The 24958-nt window shown below is 36.8% G+C and carries 26 protein-coding genes, 1 other RNA gene and 1 pseudogene; 10 read left to right on the top strand and 18 right to left on the bottom strand.

The window, feature by feature from the left end:
- Window positions 1–50: 50 nt before the first annotated feature.
- From ilvD to U5B17_RS05555, 13 genes and pseudogenes are all read right to left on the bottom strand, one after another.
- Complete coding sequence (gene ilvD / locus U5B17_RS05495) at window positions 51–1724, bottom strand: dihydroxy-acid dehydratase (RefSeq protein ID WP_430804363.1); 1674 nt, start codon at window positions 1722–1724, stop codon at window positions 51–53.
- Window positions 1725–1920: 196 nt separating this feature from the next.
- Entirely contained in the window at window positions 1921–3093 is a 1173-nt protein-coding gene (locus tag U5B17_RS05500) for a hypothetical protein (RefSeq protein ID WP_430804364.1), read from the bottom strand.
- 8 nt (window positions 3094–3101) lie between these two features.
- Window positions 3102–3371, bottom strand: a complete 270-nt coding sequence (locus U5B17_RS05505; protein WP_430804365.1) for an HP0495 family protein — start codon at window positions 3369–3371, stop codon at window positions 3102–3104.
- The gene (moaC, locus tag U5B17_RS05510; RefSeq protein ID WP_430804366.1) at window positions 3346–3819 is read right to left on the bottom strand and encodes a cyclic pyranopterin monophosphate synthase MoaC; all 474 of its coding nucleotides are present in this window, start codon (window positions 3817–3819) and stop codon (window positions 3346–3348) included. Before moaC ends, U5B17_RS05505 begins: the two co-directional genes overlap by 26 nt.
- Window positions 3820–4107: 288 nt before the next feature.
- Window positions 4108–5400: a Na+/H+ antiporter NhaC family protein gene (locus U5B17_RS05515; RefSeq protein WP_430804367.1), complete on the bottom strand. Its 1293-nt coding sequence runs from the start codon at window positions 5398–5400 to the stop codon at window positions 4108–4110.
- A gap of 163 nt (window positions 5401–5563) precedes the next feature.
- Window positions 5564–5989 (bottom strand): annotated as a pseudogene (locus U5B17_RS05520) (RDD family protein); the annotation flags it as partial.
- A 296-nt stretch (window positions 5990–6285) separates the two neighbouring features.
- Window positions 6286–6894 (bottom strand): orotate phosphoribosyltransferase, encoded by a 609-nt coding sequence (pyrE, locus tag U5B17_RS05525; RefSeq protein WP_430804368.1) that lies wholly within the window; start codon window positions 6892–6894, stop codon window positions 6286–6288.
- A gap of 40 nt (window positions 6895–6934) precedes the next feature.
- Entirely contained in the window at window positions 6935–8518 is a 1584-nt protein-coding gene (locus U5B17_RS05530; protein WP_430804369.1) for a DUF4153 domain-containing protein, read from the bottom strand.
- 298 nt (window positions 8519–8816) lie between these two features.
- A complete protein-coding gene (gene frr / locus U5B17_RS05535) occupies window positions 8817–9374 on the bottom strand; it encodes a ribosome recycling factor (protein ID WP_430804370.1) in 558 nt (185 codons plus the stop codon).
- A complete protein-coding gene (locus tag U5B17_RS05540) occupies window positions 9364–10335 on the bottom strand; it encodes a polysaccharide deacetylase family protein (protein ID WP_430804371.1) in 972 nt (323 codons plus the stop codon). Before U5B17_RS05540 ends, frr begins: the two co-directional genes overlap by 11 nt.
- A complete protein-coding gene (gene secG, locus U5B17_RS05545) occupies window positions 10332–10661 on the bottom strand; it encodes a preprotein translocase subunit SecG (RefSeq protein ID WP_430804372.1) in 330 nt (109 codons plus the stop codon). The genes U5B17_RS05540 and secG overlap by 4 nt, the downstream gene beginning before the upstream one ends.
- Before the next feature lie 59 nt (window positions 10662–10720).
- Window positions 10721–11104 (bottom strand): thiamine-phosphate pyrophosphorylase, encoded by a 384-nt coding sequence (locus U5B17_RS05550; protein WP_430804373.1) that lies wholly within the window; start codon window positions 11102–11104, stop codon window positions 10721–10723.
- Window positions 11097–11801 carry a Bax inhibitor-1/YccA family protein gene (locus U5B17_RS05555; protein WP_430804374.1) on the bottom strand — a complete coding sequence of 235 codons (705 nt, stop codon included), beginning with the start codon at window positions 11799–11801 and terminating at the stop codon, window positions 11097–11099. The genes U5B17_RS05550 and U5B17_RS05555 overlap by 8 nt, the downstream gene beginning before the upstream one ends.
- 138 nt (window positions 11802–11939) lie before the next feature.
- Here U5B17_RS05555 and U5B17_RS05560 point away from each other — a divergent pair, with 138 nt between their 5' ends.
- From U5B17_RS05560 to U5B17_RS05580, 5 genes are read left to right on the top strand one after another with little or no spacing between them, the layout of a single operon-like run.
- Window positions 11940–12563 carry a carbonic anhydrase gene (locus U5B17_RS05560; protein WP_430804375.1) on the top strand — a complete coding sequence of 208 codons (624 nt, stop codon included), beginning with the start codon at window positions 11940–11942 and terminating at the stop codon, window positions 12561–12563.
- A gap of 2 nt (window positions 12564–12565) precedes the next feature.
- Entirely contained in the window at window positions 12566–14473 is a 1908-nt protein-coding gene (locus tag U5B17_RS05565) for a mechanosensitive ion channel family protein (RefSeq protein ID WP_430804376.1), read from the top strand.
- 10 nt (window positions 14474–14483) lie between these two features.
- A complete protein-coding gene (locus U5B17_RS05570; protein WP_230056844.1) occupies window positions 14484–14633 on the top strand; it encodes a hypothetical protein in 150 nt (49 codons plus the stop codon).
- Entirely contained in the window at window positions 14633–15682 is a 1050-nt protein-coding gene (locus tag U5B17_RS05575; protein WP_430804377.1) for a GGDEF domain-containing protein, read from the top strand. The genes U5B17_RS05570 and U5B17_RS05575 overlap by 1 nt, the downstream gene beginning before the upstream one ends.
- Complete coding sequence (locus U5B17_RS05580) at window positions 15679–16728, top strand: GGDEF domain-containing protein (RefSeq protein WP_430804378.1); 1050 nt, start codon at window positions 15679–15681, stop codon at window positions 16726–16728. The genes U5B17_RS05575 and U5B17_RS05580 overlap by 4 nt, the downstream gene beginning before the upstream one ends.
- Before the next feature lie 26 nt (window positions 16729–16754).
- Here U5B17_RS05580 and sodB read toward each other — a convergent pair whose 3' ends face one another.
- Both sodB and U5B17_RS05590 read right to left on the bottom strand, forming a co-directional pair.
- A complete protein-coding gene (sodB, locus tag U5B17_RS05585; RefSeq protein WP_430804379.1) occupies window positions 16755–17372 on the bottom strand; it encodes a superoxide dismutase [Fe] in 618 nt (205 codons plus the stop codon).
- A 90-nt stretch (window positions 17373–17462) separates the two neighbouring features.
- Entirely contained in the window at window positions 17463–18506 is a 1044-nt protein-coding gene (locus U5B17_RS05590) for an AI-2E family transporter (RefSeq protein WP_430804380.1), read from the bottom strand.
- A gap of 128 nt (window positions 18507–18634) precedes the next feature.
- Between U5B17_RS05590 and U5B17_RS05595 the strand changes: the two genes are divergently transcribed.
- The 3 genes from U5B17_RS05595 to U5B17_RS05605 all read left to right on the top strand — a co-directional run bounded on the left by U5B17_RS05595 (window position 18635) and on the right by U5B17_RS05605 (window position 19664).
- On the top strand, window positions 18635–18991 hold the full coding sequence (locus tag U5B17_RS05595) for a hypothetical protein (protein ID WP_430804381.1): 357 nt from the start codon (window positions 18635–18637) through the stop codon (window positions 18989–18991).
- Between the two features lie 187 nt (window positions 18992–19178).
- Window positions 19179–19322: a hypothetical protein gene (locus U5B17_RS05600; RefSeq protein WP_430804382.1), complete on the top strand. Its 144-nt coding sequence runs from the start codon at window positions 19179–19181 to the stop codon at window positions 19320–19322.
- A gap of 156 nt (window positions 19323–19478) precedes the next feature.
- Window positions 19479–19664: a hypothetical protein gene (locus U5B17_RS05605; protein WP_430804383.1), complete on the top strand. Its 186-nt coding sequence runs from the start codon at window positions 19479–19481 to the stop codon at window positions 19662–19664.
- Between the two features lie 100 nt (window positions 19665–19764).
- Here U5B17_RS05605 and ruvB read toward each other — a convergent pair whose 3' ends face one another.
- Window positions 19765–20793: a Holliday junction branch migration DNA helicase RuvB gene (gene ruvB, locus U5B17_RS05610; protein ID WP_430804384.1), complete on the bottom strand. Its 1029-nt coding sequence runs from the start codon at window positions 20791–20793 to the stop codon at window positions 19765–19767.
- A gap of 78 nt (window positions 20794–20871) precedes the next feature.
- Here ruvB and U5B17_RS05615 point away from each other — a divergent pair, with 78 nt between their 5' ends.
- Together U5B17_RS05615 and ssrA are read left to right on the top strand one after the other, a co-directional pair.
- Complete coding sequence (locus tag U5B17_RS05615; RefSeq protein WP_430804385.1) at window positions 20872–21276, top strand: phosphorelay protein; 405 nt, start codon at window positions 20872–20874, stop codon at window positions 21274–21276.
- A 38-nt stretch (window positions 21277–21314) separates the two neighbouring features.
- Window positions 21315–21673: a transfer-messenger RNA gene (ssrA, locus tag U5B17_RS05620) on the top strand.
- Window positions 21674–22003: 330 nt separating this feature from the next.
- Here ssrA and U5B17_RS05625 read toward each other — a convergent pair.
- On the bottom strand, window positions 22004–22819 hold the full coding sequence (locus U5B17_RS05625) for a Cj0814-related protein (RefSeq protein ID WP_430804386.1): 816 nt from the start codon (window positions 22817–22819) through the stop codon (window positions 22004–22006).
- A gap of 120 nt (window positions 22820–22939) precedes the next feature.
- Entirely contained in the window at window positions 22940–24079 is a 1140-nt protein-coding gene (locus tag U5B17_RS05630; protein ID WP_430804387.1) for a Cj0814 family flagellar-dependent secreted protein, read from the bottom strand.
- Window positions 24080–24958 lie beyond the last annotated feature (879 nt).

Genomic DNA, 24958 nt, shown 5'->3' on the forward strand with positions numbered 1-24958 from the left:
TTAGCTATCATTTGCAAAGAAATTTGAGCTAAAGCTAGCTCAAATTTCATCTATGCTTCTAAGATAGCTCCATTGCTAGCATTTGTAACTAGCTTTTGATACTGGCGTAGCCATTTTGAGCTTAAGTTCTTATCTATCGGCTTAAACTGAGCCTTTCTGGTGGCTATTTCGCTCTCATCCAAAAGTACATTTATGGAGTATTCATCGACATCTATTTCGATTATGTCGCCATCACGCAACAACCCTATCATGCCGCCCTCAGCAGCTTCTGGACTTACATGACCGATACTAAGTCCGCGTGTCGCACCACTAAAACGCCCATCTGTGATAAGCGCCACATCAGCACCCAAGCCTCTTCCCATTATGAGTGAAGTAGGACTTAACATCTCTTGCATGCCAGGGCCTCCGCGTGGACCTTCATAGCGGATGACTACAACATCGCCTTTGCCGACCTTCCCGCTTGAAATTCCAGCTATGGCTTCATCTTGGCTATTAAAACAAACTGCCTTGCCCCTAAATTTACGCTCACCAACGATACCAGCAGTCTTTATAACGCAACCTTGTTCGGCTAAGTTGCCAAACAGTATGGCAAGCCCGCCGACTTTTGAGTAGGCGTTTTCTATCTTGTGGATAACTTGTTCATCTTTTATATCGCTTGCTCCCACGCGCTCGCCCAGACTTTCGCCGCTAACGGTTAGGTTATCAAGTGCTAGCATTCCATTATCTGTGCGTGAAATCTCTTTTATCACGGCATTCATACCGCCAGCCCTGCCGATATCTTCCATGTGGATATTTGGTAAAGATGGGCTTATTTTAGCTATGTGAGCTATGTTTTGGCTGATTTTATTAAGCTCTGAAATTTGCAAGTTTACTCCAGCCTCTCTTGCAATAGCAAGCATATGAAGCACGGTATTTGAGCTTCCACCCATCGCCATATCGACAACAAGCGCGTTGCGAATAGCTTTTTCGTTTAGGATATTTTTAATTTTAAATCGCTCATCAAGTGCTATCTCACAAATTCTTCTTCCTGCGCGGCGTACAAGTTCTTCACGCTCAGGTGTTAGTGCTAGTATCGTGCCATTGCCACTTAGTGCTATACCCATGGCTTCACATAGTGTATTCATCGAGTTTGCAGTAAACATACCAGAGCAAGAACCGCCACTTGGACAGGCATTACACTCTATATCCTTTAGCTCTTCAGCTGTAATCTCATTTGTTTCAAATTTACCCACAGCCTCAAACGCAGTAGCCAAATCTATCGGCTCGCCCTTTTTCGTATAGCCCTTTTTCATCGGACCACCACTAACAAAAACTGTCGGCACATTTACTCTAAGTGCACCCATTACCATGCCCGGCACTATCTTGTCGCAGTTTGGCATACATACTAGCGCATCAAGCTGGTGTGCGTTCATTACGGTTTCTATCGAATTTGCGATGATCTCGCGGCTTGGCAAAGAGTAAAGCATACCACTATGACCCATCGCGATACCATCATCTACGCCAATACAGTTAAACTCAAATGGCACACAGCCATTTTTTCGTATCTCATCTTTTAAAATTTCAGAATATTTATTTAAGAAAAAATGCCCCGGTATTATCTCTATAAAGCTATTTGCCACGCCGATAAATGGCTTGTTAAAATCATCATCTTTTAGCCCCGTTGCTCGAAGTAGTGAGCGGTGTGGAGCACGAGTGTAGCCATTTTTTATTAGATCACTTCTCATAGTTGTTTCCTTGTTAAATTTTGTGTATTTTAGCGAAGTTTTGTGAGAATTTGAAACAACAAAATAAATATTTTTAAATTTTTATACAAAATTTGTTTCAAATAGTAGCCAATAATACAAAATCGAGGCTTTGCTCAAAATATAAAAATCAAAAAATATTTATTTTTGTTACTATTTTTCACAAAGCCAGTTTTTGTTAAGCGTTTTTATTATCCTCGTTATTTTGATCATTTTTTCGAATTTTATTTAAAAAATCTCTTGCTACGCTGTAAGCTCTGTCACCTATCTTCTTGGCTTCTTGCTTAATGTCAAGTTGCTTCATCTCATCAAGCTTTTCACTAGCCTTTTTCTCAAAACCTTCTATCTTTTCATCTAAATTTATATTTTTTGCTCGCTCATTTAGCTCATTTTTTAGCTTCTCAAATTTTTCGCTAGTGCTACTTAAAAATTCATTCACAGTTGCGTTTTCCTTAATATCTTCAAGCTTTTGAGCTAGCTCTTCGGCTGCTTGTTCGCTTATGCGTCTTAGTTTGGCAATATTTGAGTCTAAACTCTCATCTAGTAAGTGCTCGATAGCGCTTCTGCTAGGGTCATTTGTCTGCGCACCAACATCTTTTATCATCTGTATAAATTTATCTTCAATATCCCTAAGATCCCTAACGATCTTAGCAAGACCTGCCTCGGTTGGGGTAAATTTTGCATTACTTTTAAGATTTTCAAGTGTACGCAAAATGCCCTCTCTTGTACCCTCGATAGCACCACAAACTAGCTCTTTTGCAAAAATTTTACTCTCATTTGCAACTTCAATCGCACCAGATACGATAGCTTTTGCTATCTCGATTATACGCTCACTGCTTAGCTCTCCTTCATTTATTGCGTTATAGCTTATATTTTTTGCGATTTGCATAGCCGTCTCTTTTATGTCGCCACCGCTTTCTATAGTGGTTAAAAAAGCACTTTGCACGCTTTCATTAAGTATCCCAAACATCCTTGTTTCTCGCATTATCGCGCTATTTAGTAAAAGTAAAATTTCATCTTTTCGCTCAATGTCGTTTGCATTTACCAACTCTTCTGCTGCCTCAAATGAAGCTTTTAGAGTCTGCTTTATCTCTGTGCGTTTGTTAGTAATCTTTTTTAACATCTCATCAGCTTGTGCGATAAGTGAAAAAAGTTCACGCTCTTTTTGACTGATAAGCTTTGCGTTTATCTCACTCATTGCATCTTGCAAATCTTGCATTTTGTCCAAATTTTCTGCTTTAAGCTCGGCAAAAAGTTCTAGCATCTTTGCATTTATGGCAGATTTTAACTCATCATCTTTTAATGTTTCAAGCCTACCAAAAAGTTCGTTTACGCGTTTTTTAAGTTCCATTTTTTACCTCACAATACAAATTTTGCACTCTTTTTTAATGCCAAAAACAGCTCCAATCTTTCACGCTCATCAAATACATGTACGACAACGCTATGGCTTGCGTATTTTTTGTCTTTACTAAAATTTGAAAACTCGATTTTGTGCTGCCTGCCGTCATCTATTAGCCCACGAACTAACGCATTTACATCTACATGTGCTTCGACTATAACTTTGTATTCCCACATTGTAGGGTAGTTGATGTGTGCTTTTTGGTTATTTAGATCGCAGATACTCGCCACTTTTGCCTCCACTTTTTGTTTCTAAGACAATGTTTGAAATTTCCATGCTTTTATCTATCGCTTTTATCATGTCATAAATCGTCAAAAGTCCCACACTAACGCCAGTAAGCGCTTCCATTTCAACGCCAGTTTTGCCTTTTATTTTCACACTTACAAAAAGCTTAAAGGCAAAATTTTCTGGCTGCTCTTGGATGTCGCAGTCAACGCCTAATATGTTCAAAGGATGACACATTGGTATTAGCTCGCTCGTCTTTTTTGCTCCCATAATGGCAGCCACTACGGCAGTTTGCAGGACTGGACCTTTTTTGCCAGTGCTATTTTTTACCGCCTCAAATGCCTCTTTGCTCATTGTAATAACGCCGCTTGCGGTTGCTATTCGTAAGGTGTCATCTTTTGGGCTTACATCAACCATTTTTGGACGATTTTTTTCATCTATGTGTGTTAGCATTTTTTACCTTAATCAAATTTTTTAAGATTATAACAAAATAAGTTAAATTTTTCTTGTCGGCAAAAATTAATATTATTTTAAATTATTAAATGAGAGAGATTTGTAAAAATTTTTTCTAAGCCGATAAAATCGACCCAAAATACAAAAATAGGATAATTTTTGTATGTTATTATTTATTAAAACAAAATTTACTGCAAGATTGTATAATTTCAGTGTCCAACAAGAAAAACCTCCTTTTTGTAATAAGCCTCTTTCCCCCAAGAGGCTTACTTTATTTCATATATTTTTTTAAAGTATCATAGCTCCTATAGTAGCACCAATCATCAGCGGAATGTTAAAAAACACAAATGTCGGCACGCAAGTATCATAAATGTGACTGTGATTGCCATCAGCATTTAGCCCAGATGTAGGACCAAGTGTGCTGTCACTCGCTGGACTTCCAGCGTCTCCAAGTGCCGCCGCTACGCCTATAAGCAGTATGATCGCAGGCGTGCTAAGTCCAAGAGCTAGGCTAAATGGCACATAGATAGAGGCGATGACTGGTATCGTGCCAAAGCTAGAGCCGATACCCATCGTGATGAGTAGTCCGATGAGTAGCATGAGTAAAATTCCGCCCAGTTTGCCACCGCTTACAGCACTTGCAAAACTTACTAGCTCATCTATTCCACCGCTCTCTCTTAGCACTGCGCCAAAACCAGCCGCCACAAGCATGATAAACGCGATAAACGCCATCATTGCAAGCCCTGAGCTCATGATCTTATCTACTTTGTTGTATTCAATGCCTTTAAAGACTATCATTGTAACAAGTCCACAAAGCGCGCCAAGTGGCATAGATGAGGTATAAATTTGAACACCAAAAGCCACCACTGCGCCAGCTAGCACAGCCCACTCTTTCGCGCTCATGCTAGCATTGAGGCTATCGCTTACTATCTCACTATCACTACCAATATACTCGCGCTTTTTGCTGTAAAAGATGATAGCTAGCATAAGACCAGCAAGCATAGACGCACCACCTATCCACATCACGCTTGCCACATCACTTACGCTTACCGTGACACCATTGTTTCCAAGCTCGCGCATCAAAATCGTATGAAAGATAAGACCAAAGCCCACGCCAAGCGAGACATAAGGCGCTTTAAGTCCAAATGTCAGCGCGCACGCTACTGCTCGGCGGTCGAGCTTTAGCTTGTTAAACAGTGGCAAAAGTGGCGGGATGAGAACGGGGATAAAGGCGATGTGAACGGGGATTAAATTTTGTGATAAGCACGCTATGGCAGCGATACTTAGCACTAGATAGGTCGCCTTTTTGCTCATGACATTGCTTATGGCGCGGATCAAAATAGCGGTCAAATTTGTCCTTGCGATTGCCGAGGCTAGCGCACCTAGTAAGATGTAGCTAAGGGCGGTTTCGAGGTTGCCTTTCATGCCGGTTATGAGGGTGTTTGTCGTGTCTATCATACTCGCGCCACTCACTAGCCCAGCGGTGAGCGCTGAGATGAGGATGGCAAGGAGAATGTTAAAACGAAGCAAACAAAGCACGGTCATAACTAGGATGCTGATTACAACGGGGTTTGTTAGCATTGATTATCCTTTTGGGTTTTTTGAGATTATACACAAAAAAGCTTTGATAAAGTTTGTTTTATAAATATTTTTTAAATTAAGTGTAGCAAGTGTTGCGTTTTGAAATGTTTAGCTTTTGCGCTTGGGTAAAATTTGCGAGATGTTTTAAGTCGTAGCTTGCGTTTTTTTTACAAACCGCGGAGGTGCTGGTTAAAATGTCGTGCAAATTTAGTCTGTCTTTACGAAAAAAGCAAATTAGCAACCCTACCACACTAAAGCCTGCCAAAACAAAGCAGATATAGCGAAAAATGGCATGAATGAGTGAAATTTTGCGTCCATTTTTTAGATTTATAAGATAAATTTGTTGTGCTTTGTAGCCCGGCGTTTGAGCTTTAAAGGCAAAAAATAACGCACAAATCACGCCAAAAAGCCCTTGACAAAGCCCAATGGTAAGCTGTGAGTGCAAAAACTCGTCCTTACCATCAAGCACGACATAGGTCGCGATGTATAAAATCGGCATCAAAATGATAAACATATCTATCACAAACGCCTTTATACGGCTTGTTATAGGGGCGATAACTGCCTTTTGTTTTTGTGGTTTTTCACTCATTTTTTGCCTTTTTTATAAATTTAATCGTGCCAAATTTGCCATGCTTTTTCTAGTTTTATCATAAAATTTAGCCAAAAATATGCTTTAAAAATCTCTTTTTTACCTTTTAAAATTTTAGCTCAAATTTTTTATCAAGTTAAAATTTGGCTTAAATTTACCATCCAGCTTATCTTGCCAATAACATACTTTTTACGGATATAAATTTTATGCCAAATTTGCTGTGCGTTTAAAAGCAGACTACTTTTTTATACAAGCTAAAATTTCAGCCTTTCTCACCAAAATACTAAAAGATAAATTTAGTTTCCGCGACTGCCCGGCTTTACCGCCACGCTTCCGTCTTTGCAAAGCGGACAGCTATTAGCATCATAGATCTCAAACTCAAAATTTCCTAATGCAAAAAGTGGCTTGTCAAACGGCAATTTACACTCGGCTTTTCTGGAACTAGGCATATTTGAAAGTGAGCAAAAGCCACGATTCGCAAGAGCTGCAAAACCCACGACCACCCCGCCAAGCTCCTCAATGATCTTTGCACTCTCAAGTGCTGAGCCACCAGTTGTGATGATATCCTCGCAGATGATAAAACGCTCATTCTCTCTTACTTCAAAACCACGCCTAAGGCTCATCACTTTCTCAACTCGCTCAGTAAAAATGAAGCGTTTTTTGGCTGCACGCGCTAGTTCATACCCAGCCAAAATTCCTCCCAAGGCGGGCGAGCAAACGCTATCATATTCCACGCCACTACTAGCTATCACACTGGCTAGTTCATCAGCCAAACGCCCCGCAAGCTCTGGGTTTTCTAAAACCTTTGCACTTTGTAAATAAAACTGCGAATGCTTACCACTTGAAAGCAAAAAATGCCCCTGCAAATACGCTCCAGCATCCCTGTAGATCTGCTCTATATTCATTTTTACCCCTTAAATTTGTACTATTTTACCGAATTTGGGCTTAATCAGTGGTTATTACCATTAAAGTAGTTGCTTGGATATTTGTGATGATATTACCGCTAAAATACAGATCCAAACTATCCAAAATCAGTGAGTTTTTATCGGACTCTATGACCAAAATTTCATTTTCTATATCACTTTGTTTTTGCTCGCTAAGCGTTGCATTGCGGTCAAATTCATACTTTTTTAAGACATTTTGGATATGCATTTTTAGGTTAAACTCAATCCTTTTATCATCTATCGCAACCGTCAACAGACAATCATCATCTATACCGCACCCATGAGGGCTACGATCGATGAAAATTTTAGAAATTTTATCTGCACTTATCTTGCTGTTATTAAGCTTAAAATAAAGGTTATTTATATAATCCCCTGTCTGATCCATAACTTTTAAAAGCTGTGGTATGGGCTTAAACTCGCTATCGTATCTGCGAATGGTGTAGATGATGTCTTGTATCTCATCTTTTTGCTTGCTGCTTAAATTTTTTACCGCTTGTTCAGATGTTAAATTTAGCCTTTGTACAAGCTCGTTAAGCCGCTTTGTTTGCGAGTTTATCGTGATTTGTGCGGTATCTATCACAAAAAATATCAAACACAAAAAAATCATACAAACGGCCGAAATCAGGCGGTAAGAAAAGAGAAATTTTGTGATTTTAAATGCATAAATCACACTTAAAAGCATGCTAACACTGAGCAGATGTATGCGTTCTGTCGTTAGACCATAGGTGCTGACACGCTCTATCACACCAAACCACAAAAGCACTATGGGAGCAAGTGAAAATAGCCAAAAATAGCAGTAAAATTTCTCCCATTTTTTCTCACTTGAAATTTCAAATATCGCACACAAAACCAGTCCAGCCGTAAGATACGAGATCATGATGTAGGCGACTTCTCCATGTGGCAGACCACTTATAAGCACGATTTTAACGATATAGATGTGAATAATAAAAGTGTAAATAACAAGAGTTGGAGTTAGTAAAAAGTTAAAAATTTTCTCAAATAGCAACGAGCTAAGGCTAAAATCCGCATCCTCAAAAACCATAAAAAACCAGCAAGTAGTGGCTAAAAACAGCGTGAAACCAAAGCCGTTGCTACTAGTGTAAAGGTCAAAAAGGGAGAAAATTCCACCGATTATCAAAAAATATAAGATAGAAACGACGATGCCCATAGTAAGTGCAAGAGCTAAATTTGATAGCTTTTTTAGGGCATTGTGCGTGAAAATTTCGTTCTGTTTTGCAAATTTATCACTAAGTAGCAAAATAAATGCAATGGCAGTAAAAACGACAAAATGATAATCATAAAGCCCAAATTTCACAACTGCCAAAATCGCCATAAACGCCCCAGCAAACGCTGCCCAGTAAGCCTGCCTAAACCTACGCAGCGAATAAATCACAACCAACAATAGTGGCAAATACGCATAGACCATCAAAGTGCCTGCGCGACCTTTGGCTGCCCACTCCAAGTCGTAGTAATATGACGGCGCAACCATATACGCAACGCTTAAAAGTACTATTAAAATGCTCTCTGCTTTGTGGTTGTAAAATGTGTTGAAAAATGAAATTTTAAGCTCTTTAAACAGGTTCAAATCTATCCTTTTATAAATTTATGCCATTATAGCATTTTGGCGGTGAAATTATAAAATTTCTAGCAAAATAGGCGGCAATTTAGGTGTGGGAATGCCAGGCCTGGTATCGGATAGCTTGGGATTTGTAAAGTGATTTTGGCTACTGTGTGGTGGCTTTGATTGGTTGATAAATATTAAAATTTACAAAATTCCAAGTACTAAGCTTTGGCAAATAGTGTGCCTAATCGCAATATATGCGGTCTATAAACTAAAATCACAGAAATTTGGCGAGATCTTAGGCACGCCAAATTTGGCAAAATTATACCTTTAAAAGCTCTGCTTCTTTGTCTTTTACGGCTTGATCGATCTTTGCAGTGTAGCTATCGGTGATCTTTTGGACTTCATCTTGTCCCTTTTTGCTCTCGTCCTCACTAATGGCTTTGTCTTTTTCTAGCTTTTTGATCTCGTCATTTGCGTCTTTGCGGATGTTGCGGATACTTACTTTCGCCTTTTCACCAAATGCCTTTGCGTGTTTAGCATTTTCTTGGCGTTGCTCGATCGTCATCGGTGGGAAAAATAGCTTTACAGCTTCACCATCTGAATTTGGATTAACCCCGATATTTGCCGCTTGGATAGCTGAGCTGATGGTCTTTATCATCGGCTTTTCCCATGGCGTGATCGTGATAGTTGAAGCGTCTGTTGCAATGACGGTAGCGACTTGGTTTAGCGGAGTTGGTGATCCGTAGTAATCAACATAGACATTGTCTAATATGTTGATATTTACCTTGCCTGTGCGAAGTGTCGTAAAGTCGCGTTTTAGCCCTTCGATGCACTTGTCGCTATGCTCTTTTTGTTTTTTATAAATTTCATTCAACATTATTTATATCCTTTACGAGAATTTTTGTGGTTACTTTTTTACCTACTTTTAGTGAAATTCTAACTTTGTACTTATCCAGTGGTTTTTTAAATTTATAATAAAATGTGTTGTCTTTTATAGTTACAGGCATGTAACTTTTCATGCCAGAAACAAAGAAATTTCCTTTGGTTGTGTTTATATCATCGTGAATTTGTATACTTAACTCGTCAATGACATTGTTCTTAGGGTAGCCTTTTGGGAAAAACCATGTCGCATCAAGATACTCATCAGCAAAAGCCACGCGCATGTCTGTATCATCTTTTAAAGGTGTTCTGTTTAGGTCAAATACACTGCTTTTAGTAGAAACCGCACCCGTATTTTGATTTAGCAGCGCTTCAAAGCCAAATTTCTTAGCTGTGGCGATAACCCTATCATCGTATTCACCGTAGGGATATGCTAGATATTTTGGCTTTCTGCCCATATATTTTTCAAAAATTTTTACACCATCAGCAAAGTCTTGAGTAAGTTTTTCTACATTTAAGCCAACCATATGCGGATGAGCGTATGAGTGATACTCAACTTCACCGCCAAGACTTTCGACCTCTTTTATCTGATCAAAAGTCATATAGTCACCGTATTTTCTAGCGCTTGCTTCAACATATACAAAAAGTGTAAAGTCAAAACCATACTCTCTAAACACTTCTAAGCCATCTGTATAAAAGCTTTTAAAACCATCATCTATAACTAAAACTACCCAGTTTTCTGGCACAGTTTCTTTATTTTGTAGAGTTTTTACTAGTTTAGATAGTGCAACAACCTCATATCCGTTCTCTTTTATGTAGTCAAACTGCTTGCGTAAAATTTCGGTAGAAATATTTGCACTCGCGTGATTTGGCTCGTTAAAACGGTGATACACAAAGATGTGTGCATCACCAAACAAATATGTAAAACCCAGAAAAAATAGTGCTAAAAGTCGTTTCATTTGCTCTGAGGAGCTGCTGGCGCTGTTGGTGCCGAAGGAGTTTGCGCACCTTGTGGAACTATGCTTTCTATATTTATGCTATCAACTAGCGACTTTTTCATATCTTTATTGTAGAAATATCCGAGTGCAACGGTATTTAGGATAAATAAAACTCCTACAAAAAATGTAAATTTTGCTAAAAAACCAGCTGGACCTTTTGCACCAAAGAGGCTTTCGTTGCTCCCGCTGTATGCTCCAAGACCAATGCTTGAGCTTTTTTGAAGCAAGACTGCGATAGTGATGATTATAGCTAGTACAAACTGCAAAATTAAAAATAATAAACTCACGAAAATTCCTTTAAAATTTTAATCGGTCGTGATTATACAAAAAAAGTGCTAAAATTTGGTTAAATTTGCTTTTCTATCTCATAAAGTTCGTAGCGAATTTCTTTAAAAAGTGCTGAGAATTCAGTATTTATAAGCTTAAAACACTCTTCTAAAACTCTAGCACTTTCTTGTGATCTTTTAAAATTTGCTGTTAAAATTTCACTTAAATTCTGACGCCTCATCTCGCTTTGCGTGCTTTGTTTTAGCACATCTTCGCTAGCGTTGCGAAATTTTATAAACTCATCTTGCGATATCTTTGCTTTGTGGCGTAAATTTTTTATTTTTATGGCAAGGGCTTTGTCATCAAAGCCATATCTTTTAATGTCTTCAACGACCCTAAGCCCCTCTTTTAAGCGGTTTAAGTTCGCGTCTATCACTCTATAGACGCGTTCATTTTCACTCATCTCTACCAAAAATGCCTAAAATTTGAAGCAGTGAAGTGAAAAGATTTACAAAGTCAAGGTATAAAGCTATTGCACCCTCAACTGGTGTTTCGTAGTTGCCACGGATAATATTTTGTGTATCATACAGGATATATGCACTAAAAAGTATCGCTGCTACGCTTGAGATAGCAAGCTGCATAATTGGACTGTGCATAAAGATATTTATAATGCTAGCCACGATAACAACGATAAGAGCGATAAAAAGCATTTTACCCATTGTAGTAAAGTCGCGTTTTGTATTCATAGCAAAAATGCTAAGTCCGCCAAATGCCACTGCTGTTAGCGTAAATGCCTGAGCTACAATGCTTGCACCACTTGGCATAGATAAGATCGCAGAAAGAAGTGGAGTTAGCGTTAGACCGCTTACAAATGTAAATGCAAACAAAAGCACCAAATTTAATGCAGCCTTGCGCTTTGCAGCCATAAGACCAAAAAGTAGTGCAAGCTCGACGATCACAAGACCCCAAAACATAAATTTATTTTGTGCAAAGAAGCCAGATAGTGAGTAAATCCCTATATACGCACCTGCGCTCGCAGCAACTAATGAAGCTGCAAAAAGCTGGTAAGTCTGCTTTATAAATGCACTAAGAGAACTTTGCTGATAGCTTTGTTCAACGCTTTCTTGTTGTGAGCTATAATTTCTATTATATAAACTCATTTTTTCTCCTTTTTAATTTTCTTGCAAATTTAACGAAAAAAAGGTAAATGTGAGATGAAAATTTGCTTAAAAAGACCAAAACTATTCTTAATAAATAAATTTTTGTTATAATATTATAATTTTAAATTTGGAGGGTAGATGAGTTTATTTTTTCATGGTGCTATAGATTTTATGGAAAATGGCTTTTTAGAACATAAAGAGCTTTTTGAAAGCTTAGAAAATAATCAAGAGCCAAGCGTGCTTTTTATATCGTGCGCAGACTCTCGTGTGGTACCAAATTTGATCACAAATACTTTGCCTGGCGAACTTTTTACAGTAAGAAATATCGCAAATATTGTTCCACCTTACAGGGTTAGTGATGAGTTTTTAGCAACAACCTCAGCTATCGAATATGCGTTAAATGTGATTGGTGTAAAAACAGTTATTGTTTGTGGGCACAGTAATTGTGGTGGATGTGCAGCACTTTATGCAGATGAAAAAAAGCTAAAAAATGCACCAAATGTTAGGCGATGGGTAAAGCTAATGGAGCCTATAAAAAATGAGGTTTTAAAATTTTCTAAAGATCCAGCCAAAGTTGCATGGCTCACAGAACGCCTAAATGTGATAAACTCACTAGAAAATTTGCTAACCTATCCAGATGTTAAAGAGCGTATGGAGCGCGGCGAGATAGAGCTTTATGGCTGGCATTATATCATACAAACGGGTGAGATTTTCAGCTATGATCTAAAAACTGAGAGCTTTAAGCTTTTGGGTTCGGAGTGAATATGAGAAAAATTTTTACTACATTTTTAGTTTTTTTCATAGCTTTAAATTTATATGCAAATACTCAAAATGAGCCATCAGATGAAGGGTATAAAAGCAAAGAACCAGAGATCTTAAATATTATAGATGCTATACAAACTCTAAATTCGCAGCTAAAAATTCTATCCACTCAAGATGATGCAAACAGCACAAAAGCGAGTGAAAACATAGCACTTTTAAATACTCAAAAACAAAAACTACTTGAGGTTATACCAGCTGCTATAACAAAGATAAAGATAAAAGATGGAGATAGACAGAAATTTTATAAGCAAAAAGAGCAGCTTCAAAAATCAGTTACTCGCTATGAAAAATCAGGAAACAAGCACGCTTACGCTGACTCTGCTATCGCTTTAGAGAAAATTTTAATTAATGAGACATTTGTTAGCGCTATACTTAAGGTTCAAGATGGCTTTAAAAGTGGTATAAGTGCAAAAGATGTAAAGTTTGCCATATCCGAGGCTCTTATAGAGCTTAGTGCTGGATCTTATGCTCGTATAAGGACTTTAAAAGATGGTGTAGAGGTTGAGAAATTTGATGAGAAGCTCAGCGAGCTTGATATGCTGCGCCAGACATATGAGGAAATTTTAAACTATTTAAAAGATAATGCAGAGCTTTTATCCTCAAGCAAGCTACTTTCCGGGCTAAATTTGCAAGTTGCTATTGACTACATTGATGAAAAGACCGAGTTTAGCTTATTTGGCGTGAGTGCGGGAAAGCTTGCTATCATCATTTTTGTGCTCATATTTTTTGTCTCTTTGACTAGAATTTTAGCACTTTTAACCTACAAACTAGCGCTTTCGCTCTTTTCTAAAAATGTCCATGCTGAAGACATGAAAGATCAGATAGTAAATATCATCAAAAGACCTATCTCATCGCTACTTATAGCTTATGCGCTAAATGTCTGTGCTAGCATTATCTATCATCCAGCCCCAATCCCTATAAACATAACAAATATATTTATAATCATCTACACGCTGCTTTTTGCGTGGCTGGTTTTAACTATCCTAAATGGATATGGGCTTTTGCTAATTAGCGAGCTTACGAAAAAAACGGGACGCAAAGAGGTTGTAAATTTAATATTAAAGATCATTTATTTTATTGTGATCGTTATAGCGATCCTTGCAATACTTTCTCGCATGGGTTTTGATATCTCAGCCATTATAGCTTCGCTTGGTATAGGTGGTTTGGCTGTTGCATTTGCGGCAAAGGATATTATCGCAAATTTTTTTGCTTCAGTTATGTTGCTTTTTGATAACTCTTTTTCGCAAGGAGACTGGATAGTATGTGGCAAAATAGAAGGAACGATAGTTGAGATAGGACTTAGAAATACATCTATAAGAAGCTTTGATAACTCGCTTATATTTGTTCCAAACTCAAAGTTGGCAAGCGAAGCGATAGTAAACTGGTCAAGGCGTAGGGTAGGTAGACAGATAAAAATGATAGTTGGAGTGACATATAACTCAACACCAGAGCAAATCGTAAAGTGTATAAACGATATCCAAACCATGCTTTTAGAACATCCTGGCATATCAAAGCCAGAAAATGGAGGTAGCTTTAGAAGTGAAAACGCAAGATATAAATTTAGACAAAGCATTGTAAGTATAGACGATCTTGCTGGCTATAAGAGCAACCTTTTTGTCAAGCTTGACAAGTTAAATGATAGTTCAATTGATATTTTGATATACTGCTTTTCAAAGACAACGGTTTGGGGAGAATTTTTAGATGTAAAGCAAGATGTTATATTAAAAATAATGCATATAATCAAAGCAAATAATCTAAATTTCGCGTTTCCTAGCCAAAGTCTTTATGTTGAAAGCGGCGATGAGAGCAAAATGTTACCAGAAGCAAAAAAAGAAAAAGATCTAATTTAAGGAGAAAAATATGAGTGGTTATGATGATGACTTTGAACTTGATGAAGAGTTTATAGATGATGAGGACGATAGGTCTAACGGCTATAACTATAACTATGACGAAAACGACTATGAGTACGATGATGGTGATAGTGATGAAGATAGCTATGATGGGTATTAATGACTAAATTTCAAATGGAAATCACTGATGAAAACATAAAGTCTCTTACTAATCTTTATGGCTTTGTCCTGGGAGTTCTTTTTGTTTTTCATGCAGTGAGCTTGTTGCTTTTTGTTGTCGCTAAGACTTATGCTTGTGCTGGGGTAGTTATGGCACTGTTTGCAGGGACTGCTTATGTTAAAAATAATGTAAAAAATCAAGATCTCATCTCGCTTTGGATGCATATTAGCATTACTAGTGTAAGCGTCATGGCGACTTTTATGCTAGGCTTTTATAGCGGTTTTTATATGCTTGTTATGGCACTTATTTTCATTAGTTGTACTATTGGCAATAAACTGATATCTTATATTTTGATACTTATTGAGATTGCCATAGTTTTAGTGTTGTATTTTTTCTTTCAAGAGGGTACTTTACCGCGAGACAACTGGCTTATTAAGCTTTCTCATGGAATTTGCTATGCCACTGCATTTTTTATGGTATTTCGTGTAATTTTGTTTGTAAATTCTTTAATTCAAGATAGGTTTAAAAAGATACAAGATGAAAAAGATGAGTTCGTAAAAAGTTCAATGTATGACCATCTTACTGGACTTTTAAATAGGCGAAGCATAGAGGAAATTTTTGAAAAAAAACTAAAACATACAAAAAATACAAACTCAGTAGTCTTGCTCGGTGATATTGATAACTTCAAGATGATAAACGATATTTACGGGCATATATGGGGCGATAAGATTCTTAAAAATGTAGCCGATACCCTTAAAGGTACTTTTAGAAAAGATGACATAGTTTGTCGCTGGGGCGGAGAAGAATTTTTGATTATTTTGCCAGAAGTTAAGGTGGATTTTATAGGTGCGTTATCAGAAAGGTTATTAAAAAATATAAACTCCATTATGCTTCCAAGTGGTGTCCCAGCGACTATGACCTTTGGTATGGCTATTTATCTTAGAGGCATAACCGATGAGTTTAATATAGTGATCCAAAGGGTGGACGCATTGCTTTATAACGGTAAAAAGGCTGGCAAAGACCGCGTAGAGATGGAAATAGTAAAATGATAAAATATCTTTACATGAAATTTGCTGGCAATATGCATATGACACTAAAACTTTTGGTTGTGGCTGCGCTTTTTATGCATATTGGGTATCTGATTATATTTGCATTAATGGGAGCTGAAAAGCTCGTGGTGACAAATATCTTTTCGGTTATCACTTATATTTTGCTTGTTGTGATAGTCTTTGAAGATAGTCAGAATTTAAAGATAGCTATGGCTATTTTTCAGTTTGAAGTCTTGTTTCACGCAGTTATTTGCATGTTAGTTCTTGGGTATGGCTTTGGTTTTGAGCTGTTATTTTTTGCGATGCTTGTAAATTTACTGCTTATAGCAAATAGTCACAGCAAGCTTACATACTTTATGCTTATGGCTACTGTGTCGATGTTTATTGTGCTTTTCTGGCTACTTTTTGATAATCGCGTAGATACTGGCTTTTGGTCGCATTTTTTATTTACTTATAGCTTTGTTTTGGTTGCAGTTGTCTTTGTTTTAATGACTGATTTGCTTGAGGTTTCAAACTCATTTGAGCTACTAAATGTAAAAAAACAAAGAAGTATCTTAAAAGACATGGCAAATAAAGACCCACTAACAGGGCTTTTAAATCGCAAATCGCTTGATATATTTGTTCAAGATTATTTACATAATGATGTAAATTTTGCCGTGATTATAGGTGATATCGATAACTTTAAGATGATAAATGATACTTATGGACACAATGCTGGAGATGATGCTTTGGTGCGGATAGCAAGTGTGTTTAAGAGTGTTTTTCGTCACAATGACTTTGTTTGTCGCTGGGGTGGGGAAGAATTTCTTATCATTATCTATGATGTTGAGCCAAACATTGCATTTGAAATTATGAACAGAGCTAAAAGCTTGATTACGCAAACTCCACTAAATTTTGAAAACAAAAAGATAGAGCTTACGCTTACTTACGGCATGGTAACGCACATTAAAGGAAGTGATATTAATATAGAACAGATGATAAAAAAGGCAGACGATCTACTTTATAAAGGTAAAAAGAGCGGTAAAAACCGTATAGTTACATCGTAATTTAGGGCTTGCGCCCCAAATTTTGTTTATTTGTGAAGTTCGTTTATATAAAACTCAACTGATCCCATACCCTCTTTTTTTGCCCACTCATAAGCTTGTGAGACAAATTCCCAGTTTATGTTCTCGTAGAAAGTTTCAAGGTATTTTGGGCGTGCATTAAAGTTATCTATATAATAAGCATGCTCCCAAACATCAACTACAAGAAGCGGAACAAGGTTTTCATTTACTGGAGTTACGGCATTTGAAGTTTGAACGATACGAAGCTTTTTGCTAGCAGTATCAAAAACTAGCCATGCCCAGCCAGAGCCAAATAGCGTAGTTGCAGCTTTGATAAACTCATCTTTAAAGTCAGCAAAATTTTCAGCTAATGCAGCTTTTAGCTCAGCGCTCGGCTCGCTTTTTTTAGCGATACAATCCCAGTAAAAGTCATGGTTGTACACTTGTGCCGCGTTATTGTAAAGCCCACCACTTGACTTTAGTAAAATTTCATACAAGCTCTTACCTGCAAACTCGCCCTCTTTTGTGAGGTTATTTAGGTTATTTACATAAGTTGCATGGTGTTTTCCGTGGTGGTACTCACAGGTTTGTGCACTTACTACAGCGTTTGTATTTGGGTCAAATGGAAGTTCTCTTAGTTTAAACATCTTATCTCCTTTAAAATTATGTGTTTATCATTATATAACAAATTTGTAACTAAATAGTTAATTAGATGATATTTTTTATTAGTTAGAATTTTAAACTACATGTCTTTTTCGTAAGATAATGTAAAGTTTTATCGTCGATACAAAAAATGTCACGATAGCAGGACCGAGGATTATCCCCCAAAAGCCAAATGTCGCAATACCAGCTATCATTGCAAAAAAGATCAACATTTCGTTTATATTTGTAGCTTGCTTAACAAGCTTTGAGTTAATAAATTTTATAACAAGCGGTTTTACAAAATTATCCGCTAAAAACGATATAACAACACATGTGTAGATACAAATGACTATCGCAGCTGTTGTGTTGCCTTGAGCAAATTCATAAAGGCTTATAGGCGCCCAAGCTAAAAGCCCACCAACAACAGGTATCAGCGAACAAAAGGCAAATAAAATCCCCATCAAAAACCCATCATATCCATATATCATCGTAACAAGAGCAAAGAGCATACCTTGTATGATCATATTTGCTATAGTCGAGTAAAAGACCACACTCATGACATTTGCAACCTCTGAAAGGATAAATCCGCTATCTTTGTTGTCCATCGGCAGAGCGGTTTTTAAGAAATTTATAAGTTCTGGTCCATATAGTAGAACAAAGAAGAAAAATATCAAGATGATAACTATATCAGTTAAAAATTTTGCGCTCATTTTGCCTAAATTTGCAAGGTTTTGCGCTATGTTTTTAGCGATGTTGCCGATGTCTATTTGTGAAAGTAGGCTTTTGATATTTGGCGCTAAAAAATCAAGTGAACTTGGTAGCGTAAAGTCATAGTTTTTTATGTAGTCAATAGTTGCTGTGACATTTTGTATATTAAAATTTGCAGCGTGGCTTGCGATGCTTATAACTGCGTATAAGAATGGAGCGATAAAAAGCGTAAAAAGTGCAAATGTCGTGATGGCAGCTGAGATAGTGCGGTTTTTGTGTGTTAGTTCAAAAATTTTTATGTGTATGTTTGAAGTTGCCACTGCCAAAAGAGCAGCGATAAAGATATTTAGCAAAAATGGCTGAAATAGATAGACTACCAAAGCTAAAGCAAAAAAAACAAAGCCACCGATAAAGATTTTTGAGTTATTCATATTTTTCCTTTTTGGGTGTGATTATAGCAAAAATTTGTGACATTTTATTTTAAAAATATATATAAATTTTATCTATTTTTAAGCAAATTTTTATGGGGGAGTTAGAATATGGTTACTATTTTATTTAAATGAGATTATATAAAAAATTAGTTCAGGCATCTGTGCTTGGTGGGGATATTTTGCTTTTTAGTGGCTGTGCGAGTATTATGAACAATAGCCCTGAAAGCTTTAACTTAGTATCTGAGCCAAGCAGTGCAAAGGTAGTGGTAAAAGATGTCAAAACCGATACAGTTGTGCTACAAAATCATACTCCGTTTAACATAACACTTGAGAAAAAGCATGGATTTTTTAGTGGTAAAGAGTATCAGGTAAATGTCAGCAAGGCTGGATTTAAGGATGTTAGCTTTGCCATTAAACCAACGGTTAAGTGGCTGGTATATAGGCGAAATTTGATATTTGGCGGACATTGGCTACTTAATAGTTGATCCAGCTACTGGTGCGATGTGGAATTTTAACTCCCGAAAAACACGAACAGGTTAGCACCGACAAGTAAATCATCACTGTCAAGCTTTTAAGCGATTTAAGTCAATATGAGCAAGAAAAACTAAAAACAACTACACCAGTCTAAAATAAGGAGAAAATAAAATTTTAACTGCTATTTTAGCTACCTCTTTGGTAGCATCGGTCGTTTTGGCAGATGGCGGATTTGTAGGCGTTAGTGGCGGATACAACTTTGTGAATAAGGCAAATTTGACTACAACGATATCCAAGACGCCAAAGGCAAAAAGCCAAATTTGGTATCAAGGCTGGATATGACTTTGGCTCATACAGGACATATGGTGAGTATGTTTATAACTTGCAAAACAGCGATACTTCGACATCGCAGGCAAACGCCGTGAGTATAAGTGGAGTTTTCATGATTTTGCTGTTGGAGCTGACTTTACGCCCGAGATAGCCGATGGATTTAAAGCTGTGCTTGGCGTATATATCGGTGCGAGTTATGCAAAAGCACATGCAGATGATACTGAAATTTATACCACAAATAATGCTGGGGGATTTTTATTTGGGCTTCGTTCGGGTGTGCTTTACGAGATCGATAGCCACAGCCAGATTGAGCTTGGATTTAAAAGCTCAAAGAACAATGATAAGCGATGTTGATTTGGACATTTACGGTGGCTATGTAGGCTATAACTTTAAATTTTAACTACTTAAGATAAAAGCCAAATTTATGATCTGTTTTGGAATTTGGCTTTGAATTTTACTCATCAAACAAATTTTTCTCACCCACTTTTAGATCGCTTGGGGGCGAAATTTTAAATACCCCATATGCCTTTGCTGAGGCGATCCTGCCACGAGCCGTTCGCTCGATGTAGCCATTTGCCAGTAAATACGGCTCAAGCACATCTTCAATCGTGCCTTCATCCTCGCTCATCGCAGCCGCTATCGTGCCAAGCCCTAGTGGGCGGCGTTTGGCTTCGAGTAAAATTTCAAGGTATTTTATATCCATCTCATCAAAGCCGAGAGAATTTACCCCAAGTGCGTCTAGGGCTTCTTTGCTTCGTTCGTGCGAGATGAAATTTTCATCATTTATCTCGGCAAAATCTCGAATTCGCTTAAGTAGTCTCAAAGCAATACGCGGCGTGCCACGAGAGCGTTTAGCCACTTCAAGAGCGGCGTTTTTATCGCACTCTTTGCCAAGTTTTGCCGAAGCGATGGTAACTATCTTTGAAAGCTCTGATGGCGTGTAAAACTGAAGTCTAAAGTCCATACCAAAGCGATCGCGAAGCGGTGCTGAGATCATGCCAGCACGAGTCGTCGCACCGATGAGGGTAAATTTTGGCAGGTCGATTTTAATAGTTTGTGCAGCAGGTCCTGAGCCTATGATAATATCAAGGCGAAAGTCCTCCATCGCAGGATACAGCACCTCTTCGATGGCTGGGCTTAGGCGGTGAATTTCATCGATAAAAAGCACATCGCCCTCTTGTAAATTTGTAAGTATCGCTGCTAAATCGCCACTTTTTTCGATCATCGGAGCGGCGGTCATCTTTATAGCTACGCCCATTTCGTTTGAGATGATGTGAGCAAGTGTAGTTTTGCCAAGCCCCGGAGGCCCGTAAAATAGCACATGATCTAAGCACTCGCCACGCTTTTTGGCAGCTTTTATAAATACATTTAAGTTTTGCTTTATCTTTTCTTGACCGATGTAATCGTCAAAATTTGCTGGACGCAACGATGTTTCATAATCGCTCTCAAAACTAACTTTTTCTATCTCGACTATTCTATCCATTTGCCTACTTTTGAAATTTTCTTTTAATTTTACCAAATTTTTGCTACAATACAAGCCATTATTTTAAGGAAAGCAATTATGGGTATATTTAAAAATTTGGAAGTCGAGTATTCTTATGATATCGCAGAGGAGTTTTTATCACATTTTTCGCTGATGTGCGATGTGATGGAGCCGCTCATAATTGACTTAAGGCGCCCTGATAAATACGACACAAACATCAAAGAGCTTTTTAGGATTTTTCACAATATTAAGTCTGCTTCGGGCTTTATGCACACTGATCCGATACTAAAGCTCACTACGCTTGCGGAGGAGGTTTGTGAAGAAGCAAGAACGCTTAAAGGTCCTGCTAATGAGAAATTTGTTGATTGGTTGCTTTTGGTAAGTGATCAGTTTAACAAATATAGGGATGATCTTGACCAAGACGCTGAGTTTTTTAGTATCCTTGAGCCGTTGATTATTAACATCCCGACAAAACTTGACTAAAATTTAAAAACGCTGTAAAATACGCTTTCTTAATTTATGGGGACGACTTGGCTTCGACAGGAGCAGAGTGGTCGTGGCGGCATGTCGCTTTGGACAAAGCGTAAAAAGTCTAAATTAAATTTAAACGCAAACAACGTTAAATTCGCTCCTGCTTACGCTAAAGCTGCGTAAGTTCAGTTGAGCCTTCTCGCCTTTGATGCTATCTAAAGGGCTTAAGAAGTAATCTAGATAGTGTAGTTTTAGGGTTTGACGAGCCTTAAGGCGAAGCCTAGTCTTAGTCTAGCTTTTCGTTTTGGAAAGTGAGCGTTGCTAGATGAAATTTTCACTTTTGCTAAACATGTAGAGGCTGCGGTTGTTTTGTTTTTGGACAGGGGTTCGATCCCCCTCGTCTCCACCATTTAAGCTATTACTAAGTTATTTTCAATTCCTTTTATTTCTTATAAATGTCTATATATCGTACTTTACCATTACTATTGCTTCTTTTATAGCATAGTTATTTCCGATCAATTAGGATACTTTAAGATGTGCGATATAATCATATAAATTCTTTTAATAACTTTATTAATGCCTGTAGTACCATGCTAGAAAGTTAGGGTAGTAGCTTACAAGAGTATTTTTGTGATGTTTTAGCAGCTTTTAAATTAATTATTAATCATAAAAGTGCTATAGTCGGCTTTTAAAGCCAGAAGTTATACTAATATTGGTTATTATTTTTGTATTAGATAATTTATACCTTAACATCTATCCTATTTTTAGCAACAAATTCTAGTATATCAAATGTATTTTTACCACTATCAAACTCTCTCTTTACGAGCTCATAAAATTTTTGAAGCTCGTTTATGGCTTCATCTTTGTAGGTTTGACTTCCTCTTATAACTTCAAGTGGCTTAAATTTCTCATTTTGCTCTGCTTTATTCGTATCTTTTAGCTCTTGCTCGCTTTGAAGTTCGTTTAGTATGTCAATAGCTTTGCTGGCATCATCATCTTTTAGTGTTAAACCAAAGCGTTCTTGTAGGACATATTGTGACCATTTTACTTTGAACTCATCAATGCTTAAATTGCTATCAAGCAAGCTTACTGTTTGTGAGCTTTCTAAAAATGGTAAATGTTGCATTGAAGTTGCAAATTCTTTTATAAACTCATCTAGATTGTATGATCTATCCCTTAAAAGTTGAGGCTTATTATTGGAATTAACATGTAAATTTTGTATGTGTTCTACAAATAGTCCCTTGCTATAATTAATAAATTGTTTTAAATCGGCGATTTGCTCTTTTGTAAAATCAGGATCATAGCCTTTGAGTTTGCCTATTATGCTAACTTTTGTCTCATCTCCTCTTGTGTATCCAGTAAGTGGATATGTTTTTCTGAGACCAAGTTTGGCTTGTTCCTGCTCGTTTAAGCTTAAAAATTCTTTTGAACTCATACCAAAAATTTCTTGGGTGCGATCTTTTTCATCGCCTTTAAATCCCATTTTACTAGCTATCGTTGCTTTGCTTAATTCTGATGGATATTGAAATGGTTGAGTGGTTGCTGATATAAGCATATTGCCGACCTTTCACTGCAAAGTTTAGATTTTATATACTCCACATCGGTATATTTTCATAAAAATTTATATTATGAAAAACAGTATAAAAACAAAGAGTAATGAACAATCCTTTTAGTATTACACCACACTACTAGCTAGTGCATTTATCTTTTGCATAAATTTTTCTTGCTCTTCTTTGTCGCCAACTTTATCAAATATCTGTTTTGCTATACTATCATTTTTTGCCAAGCGCGGTTTTAGTAGCTCTTGAACAATAATTTCATCTTGTGCAATTATAGCAGCTTCAAGTTGCGAAATTCTTGCTTTTGGATTTATTTGAAAATTTGTGCCATCAAGTATTGAAAATGCCGAATGTGCGGTCGCATTTGTGCTTAGTTTTGTTTCTCCGCCATCATTTGCTATTGGTCGCACGCTTTTTAGAAAACTCATAAAGACACCAGCTTTACTCCAGCCCTCATCTCTTCTATACACTGACATGTTAGGAGTAAAAATCACGCCATGCTTACCATTTTGAGCAATACCTTCCATAGTAAAGTTAAGCTCTCTAATATTAAATCCCTCAACGTCATTTTTTTCAAAGCTATCTTTTAACTCTTTTGCCTCTTTTAAAGACATGCTATCTTTGTATATATGTGTAATCTTACTGCTATCTATACTTGGTAAAAAATTTAATCCTTGTTTTACATCAGTTTTCATTTCGTGGCTAAAACCTTTTGGCAATGTGGCTAACTCTTTTTGTGTATAAACAGCTACATCGTTATCGCCGATAAGTTGTTTAAATTGATTGTAATAGCTTTTTATTGTATCAGCCATATCAATATTATCAAAAGCTTTGGCATTTTTATCTTTAAATAGATAATTTCTCTCGTTAAAATTTAAAATTTCATCAAGACTACTTTTATGAATTTTCATATTTTCAGGCAATCCTGCTGCCTTATTAAAATCCTCGCCCATAAATCCAAGACTATCTATACTATAACCATAAGCTTGATCGCTAAATTTTATAGCATTTATGCTAGATTGTAATGAGTTTGTATTATCTATTGGTAAAGCTATGTCATTAATAGCTGATACGCTTTTGGTGGTAAGTTCTGCTATTTGACTAGCTTGTTGGCTCATTGCTATATCAGAATTTTGAGCTAACATAGCTGCACCAAATGTTACTCCGCCAGCCTCTTTTAAAGCTTTTTGTCTTTTGCTTTCTTGTATTATAGAGTTTTGTTCGTGTATTTTATTAGAATTGGTTTGTAGGTTCATAGTTATACCTCCTTTGATTTTTAAAGGAGGTAAGCAAAATGTATTCCAAAATCTTATAATTTACTTAATACTTTATTTTCAAAGTCTCTTATAATATCATGATATCTTGAATGTGTAAAATTATCTTTTCGTTGAGAACAGTAATATTAAATCGTTATCACTTACAGCCCAACTAGCATTTTTTGATGATAGCTTGCTAGCAATTAGCACCATAAACTAACAAAGCATTTGCTAGAGCGAATTTAACTAAATGATTTCTTTTTATAAAATTTATCATTGTATTAAAACTTTTGCTAAATGCTTATTCTAAAGATGCTATCAGGAGTCGTGCTTGATTTTCCAAGATTTGCAGAAAATATGATCGATGTGTTATCCATAATACCAAAAGGGCGCAAAAGTAAAATCCGCAAAACATTAGCCTTGCGCAGATTTCTTATATTAATACTACTATCAAGTAGGCGTTTTGGCACACCTATATTTCCGCATTTTTCATAGATAGTGTTTAGAATCTTTATTTGACTACTTGCAAATCTATCTAAATTGCAGTATTTTTGATAAAAATAAAAATAAAATCTCTTTTAGTATCTAACCAAAATTAAACATTTCAAACATCAATAAAATGGAGATTTTAAAGAGAATGGTGGTTAGAGGCTAACCAGATACAAGCTAATAAAATGCCTATATATCGGCATTTTGTGATTTAAGCTTTCAATACTATTTTGAATACTGCCTTATTTACTTTTCTTGGCAAATTTACTAAAATATAGCAAACTTACCAAATAAAAACACTCTCCCTAAATACTACGCTTTAAAAATGCCATTTAATGGGCTTTTAAAGCTTTTGTATTTGTTTGAAAAGACTTGAACTGCGATTATATC

The organism is Campylobacter australis, assembly GCF_050586305.1.
In the GTDB taxonomy this organism is placed as follows: domain Bacteria; phylum Campylobacterota; class Campylobacteria; order Campylobacterales; family Campylobacteraceae; genus Campylobacter_A.